This window comes from Actinomadura citrea (assembly GCF_013409045.1).
GTDB lineage: Bacteria > Actinomycetota > Actinomycetes > Streptosporangiales > Streptosporangiaceae > Spirillospora > Spirillospora citrea.
On sequence record NZ_JACCBT010000001.1, the window covers coordinates 1075164 to 1092272 of the forward strand.

General features: G+C 69.7%; 16 protein-coding genes and 1 tRNA gene. 9 read left to right on the forward strand and 8 right to left on the reverse strand.

The annotated features are described in order from the left end of the window. Nucleotides 1–51: 51 nt before the first annotated feature. Together BJ999_RS05280 and BJ999_RS41225 are read right to left on the reverse strand one after the other, a co-directional pair. Nucleotides 52–1518, reverse strand: a complete 1467-nt coding sequence (locus tag BJ999_RS05280) for an FG-GAP-like repeat-containing protein (RefSeq protein ID WP_179832237.1) — start codon at nucleotides 1516–1518, stop codon at nucleotides 52–54. Nucleotides 1519–1796: 278 nt separating this feature from the next. Next, nucleotides 1797–2057 carry a hypothetical protein gene (locus BJ999_RS41225; RefSeq protein WP_218934949.1) on the reverse strand — a complete coding sequence of 87 codons (261 nt, stop codon included), beginning with the start codon at nucleotides 2055–2057 and terminating at the stop codon, nucleotides 1797–1799. Between the two features lie 179 nt (nucleotides 2058–2236). Here BJ999_RS41225 and BJ999_RS05290 point away from each other — a divergent pair, with 179 nt between their 5' ends. After that, nucleotides 2237–2491 (forward strand): hypothetical protein, encoded by a 255-nt coding sequence (locus BJ999_RS05290; RefSeq protein WP_179832238.1) that lies wholly within the window; start codon nucleotides 2237–2239, stop codon nucleotides 2489–2491. A gap of 591 nt (nucleotides 2492–3082) precedes the next feature. Then, the gene (gene qcrB / locus BJ999_RS05295; RefSeq protein ID WP_179832239.1) at nucleotides 3083–4423 is read left to right on the forward strand and encodes a cytochrome bc1 complex cytochrome b subunit; all 1341 of its coding nucleotides are present in this window, start codon (nucleotides 3083–3085) and stop codon (nucleotides 4421–4423) included. A gap of 1169 nt (nucleotides 4424–5592) precedes the next feature. Here the strand turns inward: qcrB and BJ999_RS05300 are convergent. Both BJ999_RS05300 and BJ999_RS05305 read right to left on the reverse strand, forming a co-directional pair. Further along, nucleotides 5593–5668 (reverse strand) — tRNA-Lys (locus BJ999_RS05300). Between the two features lie 44 nt (nucleotides 5669–5712). After that, complete coding sequence (locus BJ999_RS05305; RefSeq protein WP_179832240.1) at nucleotides 5713–6999, reverse strand: cytochrome P450; 1287 nt, start codon at nucleotides 6997–6999, stop codon at nucleotides 5713–5715. Between the two features lie 24 nt (nucleotides 7000–7023). On the opposite strand from BJ999_RS05305, the gene BJ999_RS05310 reads away from it, so the two are divergent. Beyond that, nucleotides 7024–7416 carry a PaaI family thioesterase gene (locus BJ999_RS05310; RefSeq protein WP_218934950.1) on the forward strand — a complete coding sequence of 131 codons (393 nt, stop codon included), beginning with the start codon at nucleotides 7024–7026 and terminating at the stop codon, nucleotides 7414–7416. 1 nt (nucleotide 7417) lies between these two features. Next, on the forward strand, nucleotides 7418–8104 hold the full coding sequence (locus BJ999_RS05315) for a dienelactone hydrolase family protein (protein WP_179832241.1): 687 nt from the start codon (nucleotides 7418–7420) through the stop codon (nucleotides 8102–8104). A 55-nt stretch (nucleotides 8105–8159) separates the two neighbouring features. Here the strand turns inward: BJ999_RS05315 and BJ999_RS05320 are convergent, their stop codons facing one another. Beyond that, nucleotides 8160–8690 (reverse strand): C40 family peptidase, encoded by a 531-nt coding sequence (locus tag BJ999_RS05320; protein WP_229810228.1) that lies wholly within the window; start codon nucleotides 8688–8690, stop codon nucleotides 8160–8162. 626 nt (nucleotides 8691–9316) lie between these two features. On the opposite strand from BJ999_RS05320, the gene BJ999_RS05325 reads away from it, so the two are divergent. Further along, nucleotides 9317–10702, forward strand: a complete 1386-nt coding sequence (locus tag BJ999_RS05325; RefSeq protein WP_179832242.1) for a family 1 glycosylhydrolase — start codon at nucleotides 9317–9319, stop codon at nucleotides 10700–10702. Between the two features lie 30 nt (nucleotides 10703–10732). Here BJ999_RS05325 and BJ999_RS05330 read toward each other — a convergent pair whose 3' ends face one another. Then, nucleotides 10733–11770 (reverse strand): DNA topoisomerase IB, encoded by a 1038-nt coding sequence (locus tag BJ999_RS05330; RefSeq protein ID WP_179832243.1) that lies wholly within the window; start codon nucleotides 11768–11770, stop codon nucleotides 10733–10735. Between the two features lie 11 nt (nucleotides 11771–11781). Next, a complete protein-coding gene (locus tag BJ999_RS05335) occupies nucleotides 11782–12630 on the reverse strand; it encodes an SDR family oxidoreductase (RefSeq protein ID WP_179832244.1) in 849 nt (282 codons plus the stop codon). 181 nt (nucleotides 12631–12811) lie between these two features. On the opposite strand from BJ999_RS05335, the gene BJ999_RS05340 reads away from it, so the two are divergent. The 4 genes from BJ999_RS05340 to BJ999_RS05355 all read left to right on the forward strand — a co-directional run bounded on the left by BJ999_RS05340 (nucleotide 12812) and on the right by BJ999_RS05355 (nucleotide 16531). Further along, complete coding sequence (locus BJ999_RS05340; protein WP_179832245.1) at nucleotides 12812–13585, forward strand: SDR family oxidoreductase; 774 nt, start codon at nucleotides 12812–12814, stop codon at nucleotides 13583–13585. 7 nt (nucleotides 13586–13592) lie between these two features. Beyond that, the gene (locus BJ999_RS05345; protein WP_179832246.1) at nucleotides 13593–14357 is read left to right on the forward strand and encodes a crotonase/enoyl-CoA hydratase family protein; all 765 of its coding nucleotides are present in this window, start codon (nucleotides 13593–13595) and stop codon (nucleotides 14355–14357) included. Nucleotides 14358–14567: 210 nt separating this feature from the next. After that, nucleotides 14568–15644 (forward strand): hypothetical protein, encoded by a 1077-nt coding sequence (locus BJ999_RS05350; RefSeq protein ID WP_179832247.1) that lies wholly within the window; start codon nucleotides 14568–14570, stop codon nucleotides 15642–15644. Nucleotides 15645–15808: 164 nt separating this feature from the next. Next, entirely contained in the window at nucleotides 15809–16531 is a 723-nt protein-coding gene (locus BJ999_RS05355; RefSeq protein ID WP_179832248.1) for a L,D-transpeptidase family protein, read from the forward strand. 83 nt (nucleotides 16532–16614) lie between these two features. On the opposite strand, the gene BJ999_RS05360 is transcribed toward BJ999_RS05355, so the two are convergent. Further along, nucleotides 16615–17103, reverse strand: a complete 489-nt coding sequence (locus tag BJ999_RS05360) for an isochorismatase family protein (protein ID WP_179832249.1) — start codon at nucleotides 17101–17103, stop codon at nucleotides 16615–16617. Nucleotides 17104–17109: the final 6 nt, after the last annotated feature.

The window sequence follows — 17109 nt, forward strand, 5'->3', positions numbered from 1 at the left end:
GGCCCCCGCGCCGAGGATTCGGCGCGGGGGCCATGGTTCCGCGGAGGAGGATCAACCGTTCCAGCCGGAGGTGAGCTGCACCCGTGCGGCGAATCCGGTCGCGCGGCCCGCGTAGACGTACATCACGCCGGTGTTGCTCTGCACGCCGATGAGGTCGGACTTGTCGTCGCCGGTGATGTCGCCGGTGTAGGTGAGCGAGCGGATGCCGCCCCATCCGGAGCCGAGCTCCTTGCGGGTGCCGAGCGCCTTCGACGCGCCGGGGTAGACCCACAGCGTGCCCTCGGAGACGCGCACCGCGATCAGGTCGGACTTGCCGTCGCCGGTGATGTCCTGGACGCCGACCAGCTTCGTCATGCCGTTCCAGCCGCTGTTACCGATCTTGATGCGGGTGCCGAGGGCCTTCGTGCCGCCGGGGTAGAGCCAGAGCGTGCCGTCGGACTTCTGGGCGGCGATGAGGTCGGGCTTGCCGTCACCGGTGAGGTCGCCGATGCCGGTGAGGTCCTTCATGCCGTTCCAGGCGCCGTTTCCGATCTTGATGCGGGTGCCGAGGGCCTTCGTGCCGCCGGGGTAGAGCCAGAGCGTGCCGTCGGACTTCTGGGCGGCGATGAGGTCGGGCTTGCCGTCACCGGTGAGGTCGCCGATGCCGGTGAGCTCGGTCATGCCGTTCCAGCCGCCGTTCCCGATCAGGCTCCGGCCCGAGGCGGCCGACTTCGGGCCGGGGTAGAGCCACAGCTTCCCGGTCGCACGGTCGACGCCGGCCAGGTCGGCGGTGCCGTCACCGGTCAGGTCCCCGACGCTCGCCAGGTCGGCGTCGGTGTGCGCGGTGACCTTGTCCAAGCCGTAGGGCTGCATGTCCGCGGCGAGCTTCGCGGCGGAGATGGTGTGCGAACCGCCGGTGGGCTTCCACGGATCCCAGACGGTGATCGTGCCGGCGCTCTTGTTGTAGCCGTAGGCGATGATCGCGTGGCCGACCTTGGAGCCGCTCATGCCGGCGTTCCACGGCAGCTTCTCCATCCACACACCGAGGACGGGAGCCCGCTTGAGCACGCCGACGTCGTAGGAGACCTGCTCCATCATCGTCGACGCCGTCGAGGCGTTGGAGAAGCCGTAGCTGTAGCCGAGCGGGTCCACGTACGCGTTCATCACGGGCAGCGACTGGTTGCCGCTGGTGCCCTTGGCCGCCGTCGTGCCCATCTTGGTGGCCAGGGTGTCCTGGCTGACGGACACCCCGAACGTCGACAGACTCATCGACGCCGAGGTGGGCACGCACTTGTAGTTCGTGCTCTGGTACTGGCCCCGCAGCGACAGCTTCGCCGAGGCGGGCGCCGCGGCGGTCGCCGAGGCGGCGACCTTCGGCGCCATGAGAGAAGGAGTCGCCTTGACGACCGCATCGCCTCGCGGTGGTCGAGGGGTCGGAGCCGCCTGCGCGGTCCCCGCCGTTCCCGCCACTCCTACGGCCGCCAACGCGAGCGCGGCCACCGGGGCCACCAACAGCAGGCGGCTGCCGGACGACTTCATGCAGGTCTCCTTGCATTCGGGGGAGGCGCCGGTTCTCCCGGTCGCCGGGGAGGAGGCCACGCCTGGAGAGGGACACCCAGCGACCACGAAGCCCACACCGTCGATCAAGATCTTGGACGCCGTCGCGGGGGGAAGGGTTTCCCATCGTTGCGGGAGGGCGCATCGGGCGGCGCGAATGGCGGCCGGCATGGTGGAGTGGCGTCGCCGCCGTTGCCTATATCCGGCACAAGGGACTATAGCGAAAGAAGATCATTTCCGCCCGTGCCTCGAACACGCCGTCAGTCGGAGCGGCCGTTCGGATGCCGATGCCTGGTGCTCATGGCGTGGAAGACCTTCTTCGGTTCCCAGCGGGTCTCGTCGAGCATGCGCACGACGCCGTAGGAGGCGATGTCACGGTCGCGGGGCTTGTCGTAGTTGGCGAAGGAGAACCACAGTGCGGTGTCGAAACTCTCCTCTTCGAAGATGTCCAGGAGTTCGTGGAGGTAGCGCACCTGCTCGTCCTCGTCCGGAACCGCTCCTTCCGGTGGCCGCCAGGCCATGCCGCCGAGGTCGCCCGCGCCGCGGTAGGCGCAGGTTCCGTACTCGGTGACGGCGACGGGCTTGCCATGGGAGAGGGACTCGCGCAGCTGGCCGCGAAAGGTTCCGGCGTTCTGCGCGGTCCGGTAGGCGTCGATGCCCAGACGGATGGCAGCAGTCCATGTGGGCAGGCGTCGGCCTTATGGGCCTGCTGCTCGTCTACATCGCCCTCCGCGGCCCAAAGAACACCGCGCCCGCGGCCACACCGGATGAGGCAGAGCACACCGAGACCGTCGCCGCCCAGTGGCCGTACGAGCGGCCGCTGTCATCCCGCTCTCGGCGTCCTTGTCCCGATCGGTCCCTGATCCGCGACCGGGACGGCAAGTTCCCTGACCTGTTCGACGTCGTCCTGGCCGATGCCGGCATCCAGACGGCGAGTACGAACATGCTGCTTTGACTTGCGCGGACGGGTGCTCGGCAGGAACAGGGCAGCCGGCCTTCTCGGCGACCGGATCGCCTTGGGCCTTCGTCACCGGCGCAGGCCCAGCGCGCGGTAAGCGCATCGACGAGGATGCCGTAAGCGGTGTCGGTCATGGGCGACACATGGAGCAAGCCACCAGGTCAGCCGGGCCTTGGCGCCAGCCTCAGCCTAGGAGATCCCCGATGACCGTAACGATGCAGGCCCCTTCGCCCGCCGCCCGGGCGCCGTCGGCCCACCTCCAGAGCAGCGCGGCGGCGAGTCGTTCGGGGCGCCTCCGTTGGTGACACAGTGCTGACCGCCGGTGCGCTGCACCTGGTCGGCCGGTCGGCGGGGACGGATGGCCGCCGTCGCGCTGGCGCTGCCGATGGCGCGGTCGCGCACCTCCGGCCGCCATGCCACCAAGATCCGCAACTGAACTCACCGACCGGAGGCCGCCGACGGCGGATGCGCAGGGGTTGTCTTCCTGTCGGTTATGTCACACCTGTCAGTTGTTCACCCTTCGGATGTCACATCTGCCGATCTCGGAGCGTCGCATGTGTACCAGATCCAGATCGGGGAGTGAAGCCAATGCAGGTACAAGCCCGCTGGGTGGGACGGTGGTCGCGGCAGGCGCGGACCGATCATTGGTCGTTCTTGTTCGCCCAACTCGCCATCCACTCTTTCCTGGTGCTCATCGTCACGGGCGCGTTCCTGACCGTTTTCTTCGACCCCGATATGACGCAGGTCACCTATAACGGCTCGTACGGGCCGCTGCGGGGCATCCCGGTCAGCGAGGCGTACGCGTCGACGCTGGACATCAGCCTCGACGTGCGCGGCGGACTGCTCATGCGGCAGATTCACCACTGGGCCGCGCTGATATTCGTCGCCGCGATCACCCTGCAGTTGCTGCGGCTGTTCTTCACCGGCGCGTTCCGCCGCCCACGCGGCCTCAACTGGCTGGTCTGGGTGACCGTACTGGTGCTGGGCATGGTGACGGCCTGGACCGGCACAATTCTGCCGGACGACATGTTGTCCGGCGGCAGCCTCGGGCTCCTCCAAGGCGTGACCCAAGCGATTCCGCTGGTCGGCACCAGCCTAACGTTCTTGATCTTCGGCGATGAGTTTCCGGGAGAAAAGATCATTCCCCGGCTCTACTGGCTGCACATCCTCGTGCTTCCAGCGGTCCTGGCCGTCCTGTTCGTCCTCCGCCACCGGCTCGTCCGCGAGCACGGCCACACCCGTTTTCCCGGCGCCTTCTCGGGACCTGCGTCGCGCGGCTCAGCGGTGGCGTTTCTGCTGGCCACTGGCGGGGTTCTCGCGCTCCTCGGCACGTTTGCGCAGATCAACCCGGTCTGGCAGTACGGCCCGTACCGGCCAGGGGACATTACCGCCGGAGCGGTGCCCGGCTGGTACATGGGCTTCCTGGACGGAGCCGTGCGGATCATGCCGGGCTGGGAACTCAGCGTGGCCGGCCACCCGATCACTCTCGCGGTGCTCGTGCCCGCGCTTCTCATGCCGGGGGCGTTCTTCACCGTCCTGGCGGCCTATCCCTGGATCGAACGGCGGCTTACCGGCGATCGCGGCATTCACCACGTTCTGGACCGTCCCCGCGACGCGGCGACCCGTACGGCAGTGGGCGCGGCCGGCATCGCCTTCTATGGATTGCTGTGGGCCGCGGCCGCCAACGACCAGATCGCACACAACTTTCACCTGTGCTTGTACGACGTCACCTGGTTCTTCCGGGTGGCCGTCTTCGCCGGACCGCCGCTCGTCTACGCCGTCACCCGGTTGATCTGCCTCGGGCTGGCCTACAGGGACCAGAAGGAGTCCGAGCACGGCCGCGAGACCGGACGGATCCTGATGAGTCCGGAAGGCGGTTTCAGTGAGATTCACGAAGCCCCACACAGGCCCCGCGAACTGACACATTGACCTCGGCCTCATCGACCCACAGGCGGCCGCCCTGACCGCGGCGGGTCGTCCAGGCGGGCCAGCAGCGCGCTGCTGGCCCGCGTCGCCAGACCAGACCGCATCGACGGCGACCGCACCCACGAGCGCAACCAACTCCGGCTGACGGCTGGGCGTTGGCAGCTCAGTGGTGTCACAGAGAGCCGATGTGGTGCTGGCAATTGCGAGCAGAGTGCACTCACCGCGGTTCACGCAACTCGTGGTGGCCGATCACTGACCCCTTTCATCCGCCTGAGCAAGGACCGATCACGGCATGATCGCGATGCGGACGTTTGGCAGATGGCATGAAGAAACCCCTGGTGAACGAGTTGATCACCACAACCATCACGTCCGAACCAGGGGCTCTTCGTGCTGTTCTATCGTGCTGCCGTCGATTTGTCGCGTGCAACGCTGAACTACGTGGCCGGGCTGATCCGGCGGCGTCGCAAGGCGCTCGGTTCGGCCTGGCGGCTGCTGAACGCGGGGCAGCAGGCCCTGCTGGTACTGGTCCACCTGCGCAAGGGTGAGACGTTCGTCGAGCTCGGGGCCGGGTTCCCCGCGTGCGTGGGGCCGACTAGATGCGCTTGGCAAGAGCGCGCTCGACCGGGGAACCATCCCCGCGTGCGCGGGGCCGACTCCTCCTCGAACCCGAGGACCGGCGAGATCGGCGAACCATCCCCGCGTGCGCGGGGCCGACCCTTGTTGACCTGCGACGCTGTCAGTGAGGGCGTCGGTTTTTATTCGGTTGGTTTGTGATCATGGCCGTGGGTGGCGATGTGATGATCTTGCTTGGTGTGGCGGCTGAGCGTCTTCGGAGGCCGTGTCGGGTTGTTGGCTTGGCGCGTATGAGTTGAGGGCGGGAGAGGCAGGTCGTCGCCCGCGTCGTGTTCTGGCTGTGCCGTGCTCTCCATGACTCACCTTATGGGAAGCCCCTGCAAAGCACGTTGCTGACTGTGCTGGTGGTCACGGACGTCGGTTCTGAAGGCGGTATGACCGGCTTGAGTGTGTGAGGGCTGCCGGGCCTTGAAGTGCGACCAGGGGGAGGTGGGGCCCGGATTGGGCCGCCGAGCCGTCCTCGAGCCGACATGGGGACGAAGCGGGGCAAACGCGGCGGTGGACAAGCCTGACATTCTCGCGTTTCCCCTGGTCAGGGGTGGTGGGTCGCGTGGGACTCGAACCCACAACCTACGGATTAAAAGTCCGGAGCTCTGCCAATTGAGCTAGCGACCCGTCCCGGCAAGGGTACCGAGATCGGCGGGGGGTTCGCGACGGGGTTAGGGGGTGGGGGTCAGGTGGACGGGGAGGTGCTTCAGGCCGTTCTGGAAGTTGGAGGCCAGGCGGACGGGGGTGCCGGTGAGGGTGACGTCGTGGGGGAGGAGTTCGCGGAAGACGGCGCGCATCTGGGTGCGGGCCAGGTGGGCGCCCAGGCAGAAGTGGGGGCCGAAGCCGAAGCTGACGTGGTCGTTGGGGGTGCGGGCGACGTCGAAGCGGTCGGGGGAGGGGAAGACGGTCTCGTCGCGGTTGGCGGAGGCGTGGTAGACGACGACCTTGTCGCCGGCCTCGATGGTCTGGCCGCCGAGGTCGAGCGGCGCCGTGGCGGTGCGGCGGAAGTCCATGACGGGAGGCCAGTGGCGGAGCATCTCCTCGACCGCGGACGGCAGGAGGGACGGGTCGGCGCGGAGGCGGGCGAGTTCGGCGGGGTGGTCGAGGAGGGTGAGCAGGCCGCCCGGGATGCCGTTGCGGAGGGTCTCGTTCCCCGCGACGGCGAAGAGGAAGAACATGTTCTCGAACTCGTGGGCGGTGAGCCCGCCTTCGAGCATGCGGGACATGATGTCGCCGGACGGGCGGGAGCGCTTCTCGGCGGCGAGGGCGTGGGCGTAGGAGAACATGTCGGCGAGGGCCGCGTGGGAGCGCGGGTTGATCGGGCGGCCGTCGGGGCGCACGGTCTCGGACGGGCGGTGCTTCATCGCCTCGCGGGCCATGGGGCTCATCGAGGCGGCGTCGGCGGTGGAGAGGCCGGCGTAGTCGGGGTCCTGGTAGCCGATGACGCGGGACGCCCAGTCGTAGAGGAGGCGGCGGTCGGAGTCGGGGACGCCCATGATGTGGGCCAGCGTCCAGACGGGGAGGTCCGCGGCGAGCTCGACGAAGTCGGTGTCCTCGCCGAGGGCGGAGGCCACGAGAGTGCGCGCCCGTTCGTTGATCGTGTCCTCCAGGGCGCGGACGGCGCGGGGGGTGAACGCGGCGGCGACGATGCGGCGCAGGCGGGAGTGGTCCGGTGGGTCCTGGTTCAGCATCATCGCGCGGACGAAGGCGAGGTCCTCGGGCGTGTCGGGGTCGCGGATCTGGGTGGCGCCGAGGCCCGAGGAGAACAGGTCCGGGGAGCGCAGGACGTGCTTGACGTCGGCGTGCCGGAAGACCGCCCAGAAGCCGGGGCCCGCGGGCCAGGGGCCGACGGCCGGTTCGCCGATCCAGGCGACCGGTGACGCGGCGCGGAGCTCGGCGAACGTCGCGTAGGGGACGCCGGCGGCATAGGTGGCGGGCAGGAAGATCTCCTCGTGCATGCCCTCAGCGTGCATCATGACGGGGTGAAGCCTGAAGAGATCCTCCGTGACAACTTCGCGCCGTGGGTGCTCGACCTGGGCCTGGTTCCCGAGGAGGTCGGGGACGGGACGGCGGTGCTGCGGCTGCCCTGGTCCGACCGTCTCGCCAGGGAGGGCGGCGCGCTGTCGGGGCAGGCGCTGATGGCGGCGGCCGACACGGCGGTGGTGCTGGCGGTGTCGGGGGCCAGGGGCTCGTTCGTGCCGATGACGACGGTGCAGCTCAGCACGACGTTCCAGCGGCCGGTGACGGGACGGGACGTGCTGGTGCGCGCGGAGCTGTCCAAGCTGGGCCGGACGCTGGCGTTCGCGGAGATCGACATGACCGCGGACGGACGGACGGTCGCGCATGCCAGCGCGGTTTACGCCATCATCGGCTGACATGACGCGTACAGAGAAGGTCGTCGTCGCGGACGGCGAGTTCGACCTGCGGGTGTGGGGGACGCGCGGTCCCGGGATCCTGCTCCTCCAGGAGATCTTCGGTGTCGGCGAGTACATGGAGGCGGTCGCCGAGGACCTGGTCGCGCTGGGGTTCGTCGTGGCGGCGCCCGACATGTTCTGGCGGATCGAGCCGAACTGGACGACCGTGCACAACGAGGAGGCCCTGCCCAAGGGGATGTCGATGGCCTCCCAGTTCGACTGGGAGAGGGGCGTAGAGGACGCTGTGGCGGCGCTGGGGGTTCTCAAGGGGCTGCCAGGGGTGGGCCGGGCGGGCGTCCTGGGGTTCTGCTTCGGCGGGACGTTGGCGTACCTGGTGGCGGCGAACGCCCAGGTCGATTCGCTCGTCTCGTACTACGGGTCGGGTGTGCCGGACATGCTGGACAAGCTCGACGCCATCCAGGCGCCCACGCAGTTCCACTTCGGCGGCGACGACGCGTACATCCCTCGTGAGGACGTCGCCAAGGTGGAACGTGCGGTCGGGCAGAGGGACCACATGGAGATCCACGTCCAGGAAGACGGCGGGCACGCGTTCCACAACCGCAAGGCGCCGATGTTCTACCAGCCGGAGCCTGCCGCGCGCGCTTGGCGGCTCACAGAGGAGTTCCTGCGGCGGACCCTGCCGGCTTAGCGCCGCGAAGGCCCCGCGCCGGGCGGGCGGCGCGGGGCCTGGCGTGCGTCCGGGGTCAGATACCGGGCCGGACGGCGCCGTGGAAGTTGCGCTTGTAGTAGCCGTTCAGCTTGATCTTCTTGACCCGCTTGCCGGAGCTCGGCGCGTGGATCATGTAGCCGTGGCCGGCGTAGACGCCCATGTGGGTCCTGCCGCCGTAGAAGAACAGCAGGTCGCCCTTGACGGCGCCCTTCCAGGAGACCTTCTTGTGCACCGCCTTGTAGATCTGCTGGGTGGTCCGGGGGAGCTTCACCCCGGCCTTGCGCCAGGATCCTCCGGCCAGCCCGGAGCAGTCCCACGAGCCGGGGCCCGTCCCGCCGTAGCGGTAGCGGTCGCCGATCTGCTTGGCCGCGTACCTCACGGCGTAGGCGGCGCGCTTCTTCTGCTTCGCGATCCGGGCCTGCTTGGCGGTCACGGTCTTGGTGGTGACCGTCGCGGCCGGTGCGGCGGCGAGGGTCGCCCGCTGCGGCGCCGCGGCCTGCACGGGCCCTGCCGCCAGGACGGACGCGCCGAGCGCGGAGGTCGTGGTGAGCACGAGCCCGCTCACGGTGAATCCGGCCTTGAGGGGGTTTCGAGGGGTATGCAGAATGTCTCCAGACCTCGCGATTGATGCCTACCGGGGCAGCCGTCACCCACCGGATTTCTTGGAGGGTTCGAGTGCCGCAGCCGATTCCGCAGCGTCATTGAGGGGGGACGCAGAGAAATGCCGGCTTCTTCCGGTTCCGTGCTTCTCGTCTGCACGGATTCGGCGTCCGACGACGGCTTCCGGGCGGGGTCCCTGGAGGGGACGACCTGGGGGTCCGCGCCGGCCTCCCGTGGGAGGCCGTGCGCGCCGCCGCCGCGCGTCGGGGTGCGTGTTCTGTTGTCCGGGCGGCTCGGGCGCCGCATGAACCGAGCAGGAAGCTAGCCAGCGCCGGGCGAGGCTGGCAAATCACCCGCCATTTCTCCACGGTGCCGGCGGTCCGTTTGAGACGGTGGTCCAGTGCCCTGCCAGCGGCGATCAGCAATCCCTTTCCCGAATTGTGAAGTGAGTCACAAGGGGTCGGGAAATGGTGGTTCATTTATTGATCTGTGATGCGCGGCACAGCCCGGGGCGGGGTGGAGGTTGCCGGATCCGGCCGTGTCCGGCCATTGACGGGGGCCCGTGCGACCCCTGTAGTGCGAAGGAGATTCATGTCCGTCTCCGGAGGGAGTCCCGTGTTCGGCAGGCCCCGCAGAGCACGCCCCGTCCACCTCCTGTCGGCCCTTGCTCTGGCGGTCGTCCTCACGCTGACCGCCGGGTCGCCGGCCGCCGCGGAGACCGCCGAGCCCGCCACCGCCAAGTTCCCGCCGGGCTTCCTCTGGGGCGTCGCCACGTCCGGCTTCCAGAGCGAAGGCTCCTTCCCCGACAGCAACTGGACGAGGTACGCCGACCGCAAGGCCACCGGCGTCACCGACCCGTACGGGAACTCCGTCGACTTCCGGCACCGCTACCCGAGTGACCTGAAACTCGCCCGGGGGCTCGGCGCGAACGTGTTCCGGACGTCCGTCGAGTGGTCCCGCGTCGAGCCGCGCCGCGGTTTCCGCGACCCCAAGGCGATCGCCTACTACGACGACCTCGTCCGCCGCATCAAGGCGGCCGGGATGCGTCCGATGCTGACGCTCGACCACTGGGTGTATCCGGGCTGGGTCGCCGACCAGGGCGCCTGGGACAATCCCCGCACGCAGGACGACTGGCTCCGCAACGCCCGCTTCGTCGTGGACAGGTACAAGCGCCAGGGGGTCGTCTGGATCACGTTCAACGAGGCCAGCGCCTACATCTACAAGGAGCTGACGGCCCGTCCGATGGACCTCGGCCAGATGCTGAAGATGCGCGACGCCCTGGTCAGGACGCACCGCGACGCCTACGACATGATCCACGCCGTGGACCCGGGCGCTCCGGTGTCCAGCAACGTCGCCTACGGGTCACCCATCAACGGCATCTTCGACGCGGCCCTGTTCAACGAGGTCACCGACAAGCTCGACTTCATCGGCATCGACTACTACTACGGCGCCAACCTGCAGAACGGGACCGCGGCCTACGCGCTCACGGGCGAGTTCTGGAAAATCGACCCGGAGCCCGAGGGCCTGTACTACGTCCTCAAGAACTACCAGCGCCGGCTGCCGGACCTCCCCGTCTACATCGTCGAGAACGGCATGTCCACGGACAACGGCAAGCCGCGCACGGACGGCTACACACGCTCGGACCATCTGCGCGACCACATCTACTGGATCCAGCGCGCGATGGCCGACGGCGTGAAGATGATGGGCTACAACTACTGGAGCCTTACCGACAACTACGAGTGGGGCAGCTACCGGCCGCGGTTCGGCCTGTACACGGTGGACGCGCTGACCGACCCGTCCCTGGCGCGCCGTCCGACCGACGCCGTCCCGACCTACCGGTCGATCATCGTGGACCGGGGCGTTCCCGCCGGGTACGTGCCGGTGCGCAAGCCCGGCTGGTGCTCGATCGAGGACCCCGTCGCCACCTGCCTCGGCACGACGCCCACCCCGCCCGCCGGCTACCGCCGCGCGGAATGAGGAGCCGGGCGCGACGCGCCCGGAACGGCGTCAGGAGGCCGCGCGGAGCAGGTCGAGGACGGCCTGTTCCGCCGGCCCCTGCGTCGCCAGCTCGCCCTCGGCGACGTCCACGCCGAGCCGTCCGAGGGCGGGCGCGATCGTCGTGCCCTCCTCGTACAGGTCGACGATGCGCGGGTCGATGTAGGACGCCCGCGCCACGGCCGGGGTGTTGCCGAGGTAGGAGGCGACCTCCTTGACGACGCGGACGACGGCGCGGTTGCGGGCGGCGTCCCTCCTCCCGGCGTCGCCGTCCCCGGCGCGCACCGACACCGCCAGCCCGACGGCCGCGAGGACGGTGGCGTGCCACGTCCGGAAGTCCTTGGCGGTGAAGTCGCCTTCGGTGACCTCGCGGATGAACTCGTTGATGTCGGACGTGGTGACGTCGTGCCAGCCGGTGGGCGTCCGGTAGGCGAGCAGTTCGGGCGAGTCGTCGTCGCGGCGCTTGAGCCCGCTCACCACCTTGCGCACTTTCTCTTCCGCGACGGCCTGGTACCGGTCCTTCGAGCCCTTGGCGGGGTAGTCGAACGTCACCCGGTCGCGCCCGCAGCCGACGTGCTCGCGCAGGACGGTCGCGAGCCCGAAGGTGCCGTTCTCGGCCGCGTACGCCTCCCCGCCGATCCGGAAGAACCCGAGGTCGATGAGGCGGACGGCCGCCGCGAGCACCCGCTCGCGCGTGTAGCGCCGTCCGGCCAGGTGCTCGGTGAGCGTGTGCCGGACCTCGGGCAGCCGCTCCGCCAGATCCAGGACGTGGTCGTGCTTCTCCCGATCGCGCTGCTCCCGCCAGGCCTCGTGGTAGAGGTACTGGCGGCGCCCGGCGGCATCCGTCCCGATGGCCTGGATGTGGCCGTCGGAGTCGGGGCAGATCCAGACGTCCTTCCACGCGGGAGGGATGACGAGCGACTTGATCCGTGCCTTCTCGGCGGGGTCGGCCAGGGACCGCCCGTCGAGACCGAGATACACGAACCCCTTGCCGCACTTCCGGCGTCCGTAGCCGGGCTCGGTCAGCTCGCTGCGTTGCAGCTCCGTCATCGGGAACTCCGTCAGCCCGGGTGGATCTCACCGCCGGCGGGCACCAGGGTCTGTCCGGTGTAGTAGGACGACTGGCGGCCGGAGGCGAAGAACACGTAGGACGGCGCGATCTCGTCCGGGTCGGCGGCGCGTCCCATCGGCGCCTGCTTCCCGAAGCCCGCGACCTTCTCCTCGTCGAACGTGGCGGGGATGAGGGGCGTCCAGACCGGGCCGGGGGCGACGCAGTTGACCCGGATCTCGCGGTCCATGAGGTTCTGGGCGAGGCAGGTGGTCAGCGCCATCGCCGCCGCCTTGCTGGCGGAGTAGTCGATGAGCGTCTTGTTGCCGCGCAGCCCGTTGATGGACCCGGTGATGATGACCGACGACCCGGGCCCCATGTGGTCGAGGGCCTCCTGGACGGTCCAGAACAGCGAGAACACGTTCACCTCGAACGTCCGCCGCAGCTGGGCGTCGTCGATCTCGCGGACGTCCTTCACCGGCGTCTGGGTGCCGTGGTGCAGGACGAGCAGGTCGAGTCCGCCGAGGTCGCGGACGGTGTGCCGGACGACCTCGCGGCAGTGCCGCTCCTCGGCCAGGTCGCCGCCGAACGTCACGCACCGCCGTCCGGCGGCCTCGACGAGGCCCGCGGTGTGCCGGGCGTCGTCGTCCTCCTCCAGGTAGGTGATCGCGACGTCCGCGCCCTCCTTGGCGAACGCGACGGCCGTCGCGCGGCCGATGCCGGAGTCGCCGCCGGTGATCAGCGCGCGGCGCCCGTCCAGCAGGCCGCTGCCGGTGTAGTCGCGCATCTCGTCGCGGGGCTCGGGCGTCATGTCCTCGGTCCGCCCGGGGTAGGACTGGCTCTGTGCGGGACGCTCGCTCATGGCGGTTCGCGTGCCCTTGCCAGGGGGGAGCAAACGTTCTCTATTGTGACTCCGGAGTAACTTTGCTCTTCCTGTGCAGGACCGCGCCTCCGCAATCCGCAGGGGTGTGAGCAGAGCGCGCGACGTCGTCTGGATAGCATCACCCCGAACCACATTCGGTCCCTCACGTAAGGTGTCGCTTATGGACCTGAACGGAGTTTCCGCCGTCGTATCCGGTGGCGCGAGCGGCCTCGGTGAGGCCACCGTCCGCGCGCTGGCCGCCGAAGGCGCCAAGGTGGTCATCGCCGACCTGAACGAGGACAGGGGCAAGGCCCTCGCCGACGAGCTCGGCGGCGTCTTCGTCAAGACGGACGTGTCGAACGAGGAGCAGGTGCAGGCCGCGGTGCAGGCCGCCGTCGACTCCGGCGCCCCGCTGCGCGTCATCGTCAACAGCGCCGGCATCGGCTGGGCGTCGCGGACCGTGAACCGCGACGGCAGCCCGCACGACCTGGCCTCCTACGAGACGGTCATCCGGGTCAACCTGATCGGCACCTTCAACCTGATGCGCGTCGGCGCCGCGGCCATCTCCAAGACCGAGCCCGCCGACGAGGACGGCCTGCGCGGCGTGGTGATCAACACCGCGTCCATCGCCGGGATCGAGGGGCAGACCGGGCAGATCGCCTACTCCGCGTCCAAGGGCGGCATCATCGGCATGACGCTCCCCGCCGCCCGCGACCTCGCCGCGATCGGCGTCCGGGTCAACACGATCTGCCCCGGCATCATCGACACCCCGATCTACGGCGAGGGCGAGGCCGCCGAGGCGTTCAAGGCCAAGCTCGCCGCCCCCGTCCCGTTCCCGAAGCGGATGGGCAAGGCGTCGGAGTTCGCCCACCTGGTCAAGTCCCTGATCGAGAACGACTACATGAACGGCGAGACCATCCGCTTCGACGGTGGTATCCGCTTCCAGCCGAAGTGAGGCCCGAATGACCGACGCTGTCCTCACCGAGGAAGACGGCGCTGTCCTGATCATCACCATCAACCGCCCGGAGGCCCGCAACGCGGTCAACGGCGAGGTGGCGAAGGGGATCGCGGCGGCCCTCGACGAGCTCGACTCCCGCAAGGACCTGTCCATCGGCATCCTCACCGGCGCGGGCGGGACGTTCTGCGCCGGCATGGACCTCAAGGGCTTCCTGACGGGCGACAACCCGACCGTCGAGGGACGCGGGTTCGCCGGCATCACCGAGCGCCCGGCGGCCAAGCCGCTGATCGCCGCCATCGAGGGCTACGCCCTGGCGGGCGGCTGCGAGGTGGCGCTGTCCTGCGACATGATCGTCGCGGCGCGGGACGCCCGGTTCGGGCTGCCCGAGCCGAAGCGCGGTCTGGTCGCCGCGGGCGGCGGGCTGCTGCGGCTGCCGCAGCGCATCCCGTTCCACATCGCCATGGAGATCGCCCTGACCGGCGACAAGTATCCCGCGGAGCGGATGGCCGAGCTCGGGTTCGTCAACCGGCTCGCCGAGCCGGGCGGGGCGCTCGCCGCGGCCAAGGAACTGGCCCTGAAGGTCGCCGAGAACGCCCCGCTGGCGCTCGCGGCCACCAAGAAGGTCATCGTCGAGTCCGCGGACTGGACGTCCGACGAGGCGTGGAAGAAGCAGCAGGACATCACCCTGCCGGTCTTCATGTCCAAGGACGCCCAGGAGGGCCCGGCGGCCTTCGCCGAGAAGCGCAAGCCGAACTGGAAGGGCGAGTAGCCCTCGGCACGAGCAGCCCTCCGGCCGGGTCGCCCTCCGGCACCGCGTCGGCACGCAGAGCGCCCGGAACTTCATAGTTCCGGGCGTTTTGCGGTTTACGTGGCGTCCTGATCCGGTCGCCCAGAAGGTTCCACTTACCCAGTAGTAAGTAATGCCGTACTCTGTGGCGCACGCTTGCTGTGATCTTGGGAGCTGTGGATCTTGCGACAGATGAGACGGAACGCGGTGCCGGCGACGATCGCCGCCCTCGCCTGCGTCGCCGGGACGGTCGCCGTGGCCGCCCCCGCGCACGCCGCCGGCTGGAAGAGCATCGGCAGTACGGCGCTCGCCTACAACGGCAGCCTGGACAAGGTCGACTTCGGTGCGAAGAACGCCGGATGGGCCGTCGGCGGAGCCGGCTCCTTCTTCGGTCCGGAGGCCAAGCTCGTCAAGTGGAACGGCTCGGCCTGGGTGGCCGACAAGAGCCCGGTCGGCTTCACCCCCACCGACGTCGCCGTCTCCAGCGCCAGCAAGGCGTGGGTCATCGGCTACAACCTGAGCGGCACCCTCGGCCTCTACTGGAACGGCACGAAGTGGAGCCAGGTCGCCTACCCGATGGTGGGCTTCCCGACCGCCGTGTCCGCCGCCGCCGACGGCACCGCCTACTCCATCGCGGGCGTGGACGCCGCGGCCGGCGGCCCCAGCGCCATCCTGCGCTGGACGGGCACCGCGTGGGTCGACCCGAAGGTCCCGCTGCCGCCCTCCTCCTCCATCACCGCGGTGGACGTCCGGGCCAAGAACGACGTGTGGCTCGCCGGCACGACGTCCGCCACCGGCACGTCCGTCACCGGCCTGGTGATGCACTTCGACGGCACGTCCTGGAAGAAGATCGACGTCCCCGGCTCCCTGGGCGTCCCCGGCTACCAGGGCACCCTGCACCGCATCGTCGCCGACTCGCCGACGAACGTGTACGTCCTGCGCGTCCGGCAGAACGCCCAGATCACCAACGCGATCCAGCGCTACGACGGCAAGGCATGGAAGACGGTCGACACGCCCCTGAACGCCGCGGGCATCGGCCTGTCCTCCGACGGCAAGGGCGGCGTCGTCATGCTCCCGATCACCACCGGGACCAAGACCCAGTACATGCACTACAACGGCACCGCGTGGACGACCCTCAACGGTCCCGCCCGCACCGGCACCGTCCAGGCCTCCGACATCGACGCCCGCCCCGGCACCACCGGCATCGTCAGCACCGGCACGGCGTCCCAGCCCGACAAGAAGACCCCCTTCATCGAGTACTTCAGCTGACCGGGGCATCCGGGCCGAGCGGCCCCGCGCACGCCCGTCCCGCCCTCGGTGGGACGGGCGTGGTGCCGTCCGCCCTCGCGGGCGGGTGAGGCGAACCCGGGCGGGGTAGAGATCGGGACGCGATCATCGGCACGCTCGTCCGGGGGAGAACAGGGAGCAGCGTCATGCGTTCGGGCGCCATGCGGGTCACGGTCCTCTCCTCTGTCGCGGTGCTGGTCGCGGCAGGTCTTCATGCTCCGCGGGCGTTCGCCCAGGGGGCGGAGGATCCCTGCCGGGCGCTCGCCCAGGGGAAGACGCGCTACAGGGCGGGTTCGGCGCGGCACGTGGTGTTCGCCGTGGCGGCCCGTTACGGGACGACCGAGGTGGTCGTCACTGAATGCGCCTGGACGGGACGGTCCTGGAAAGCCGTTCTCACCGCACCAGGACATGTGGGACGGAACGGGTACGCCGAACCGGGCGCCAAGCGGGAGGGCGACGGCATGTCGCCGAGCGGCTCCTACAGCCTGACCGAGGCGTTCGGCGAAGGGGATCCCGGTACCCGCCTCCCCTACCGGAGGCTTCGGGAGAGCGGCGACTGCTGGGGCTCGACGATCGGCGACCGGCGGTACAACCGCTACTACCGGGGCGCGTGCCTGCCCGCCGACGAGGATCTCTCGCAGATCATGGAGAACGGGCCCTACCGGCAGGCCGTGGTGATCAACTACAACCGGCCTCCGGACTCGCCCGTCGTCCAGGGGAACGGGTCGGCGATCTTCATGCACGTCGGGGTGGGACAGACCGCGGGGTGCGTCTCGATGGCCCGGCCGGTGCTGGAGTCCGTCATGCGGACGCTGCGCCCGCGCGACCGGATCATGATGGGGACGAGCCGGGCCCTGTTCCGCCGCTGAGGGGACCGCGGGGTCGAGCGCCGGGCGCCGCGGCGCCGCGCTCGCTCATCTGCTGCGCCGCGCGCCGGCGGGTCCCTGGACGATCAGAGGTAGTCGGCGGTGTTCCTGACGGTGCCGAACCTCGGGAACGTGCGCCGCACGGCGAAGTCGTGCTCCTCGGCGGTGCGGTCGGACATCGCGTCCGCGACGAATTCCAGGTCGTAGCCGTGGTCGCTCGCGGCCCGCGCGGTGGACTCCACGCCCATGCTCGTGACGAGCCCGCCGAAGACGAGCGTCGTCAGGCCCCGCTCCCGCAGCCGCGCGTCCAGGTCGGTGTCGTGGAAGGCGCCGATCGTCCGCTTCACGACGACGATGTCGCCGGGCTCTTCGAGGCCGGGCGCGAGCTCGCTGCCCGCGGGCTGCCGGGCGACGTTCGGACGCTCGACGCGCACGAGCGCGACCGGCCGCCCCTGCGCGCGGAACGCGGCGGCGAGCGCCCGGCAGCGGTCGAGCACGTCCTCTCCGGGGTGGGGGGCGAGCGGCAGCGCCACGATGCGCGGCATGAGATCGATGAGGACGAGCCCGGATGACATGAAGAT

What these genes read in the sequence shown, in the direction of transcription:
- BJ999_RS05280 (WP_179832237.1), bottom strand. Translation starts at nt 1,518, where the DNA reads ATGAAGTCGTCCGGCAGCCGCCTGCTGTTGGTGGCCCCGGTGGCCGCG.
- BJ999_RS41225 (WP_218934949.1), bottom strand. Translation starts at nt 2,057, where the DNA reads ATGGCCTGGCGGCCACCGGAAGGAGCGGTTCCGGACGAGGACGAGCAG.
- BJ999_RS05290 (WP_179832238.1), top strand. Translation starts at nt 2,237, where the DNA reads ATGGGCCTGCTGCTCGTCTACATCGCCCTCCGCGGCCCAAAGAACACC.
- qcrB (WP_179832239.1), top strand. Translation starts at nt 3,083, where the DNA reads ATGCAGGTACAAGCCCGCTGGGTGGGACGGTGGTCGCGGCAGGCGCGG.
- BJ999_RS05305 (WP_179832240.1), bottom strand. Translation starts at nt 6,999, where the DNA reads ATGCACGAGGAGATCTTCCTGCCCGCCACCTATGCCGCCGGCGTCCCC.
- BJ999_RS05315 (WP_179832241.1), top strand. Translation starts at nt 7,418, where the DNA reads ATGACGCGTACAGAGAAGGTCGTCGTCGCGGACGGCGAGTTCGACCTG.
- BJ999_RS05325 (WP_179832242.1), top strand. Translation starts at nt 9,317, where the DNA reads ATGTCCGTCTCCGGAGGGAGTCCCGTGTTCGGCAGGCCCCGCAGAGCA.
- BJ999_RS05330 (WP_179832243.1), bottom strand. Translation starts at nt 11,770, where the DNA reads ATGACGGAGCTGCAACGCAGCGAGCTGACCGAGCCCGGCTACGGACGC.
- BJ999_RS05335 (WP_179832244.1), bottom strand. Translation starts at nt 12,630, where the DNA reads ATGAGCGAGCGTCCCGCACAGAGCCAGTCCTACCCCGGGCGGACCGAG.
- BJ999_RS05340 (WP_179832245.1), top strand. Translation starts at nt 12,812, where the DNA reads ATGGACCTGAACGGAGTTTCCGCCGTCGTATCCGGTGGCGCGAGCGGC.
- BJ999_RS05345 (WP_179832246.1), top strand. Translation starts at nt 13,593, where the DNA reads ATGACCGACGCTGTCCTCACCGAGGAAGACGGCGCTGTCCTGATCATC.
- BJ999_RS05350 (WP_179832247.1), top strand. Translation starts at nt 14,568, where the DNA reads ATGAGACGGAACGCGGTGCCGGCGACGATCGCCGCCCTCGCCTGCGTC.
- BJ999_RS05355 (WP_179832248.1), top strand. Translation starts at nt 15,809, where the DNA reads ATGCGTTCGGGCGCCATGCGGGTCACGGTCCTCTCCTCTGTCGCGGTG.
- BJ999_RS05360 (WP_179832249.1), bottom strand. Translation starts at nt 17,103, where the DNA reads ATGTCATCCGGGCTCGTCCTCATCGATCTCATGCCGCGCATCGTGGCG.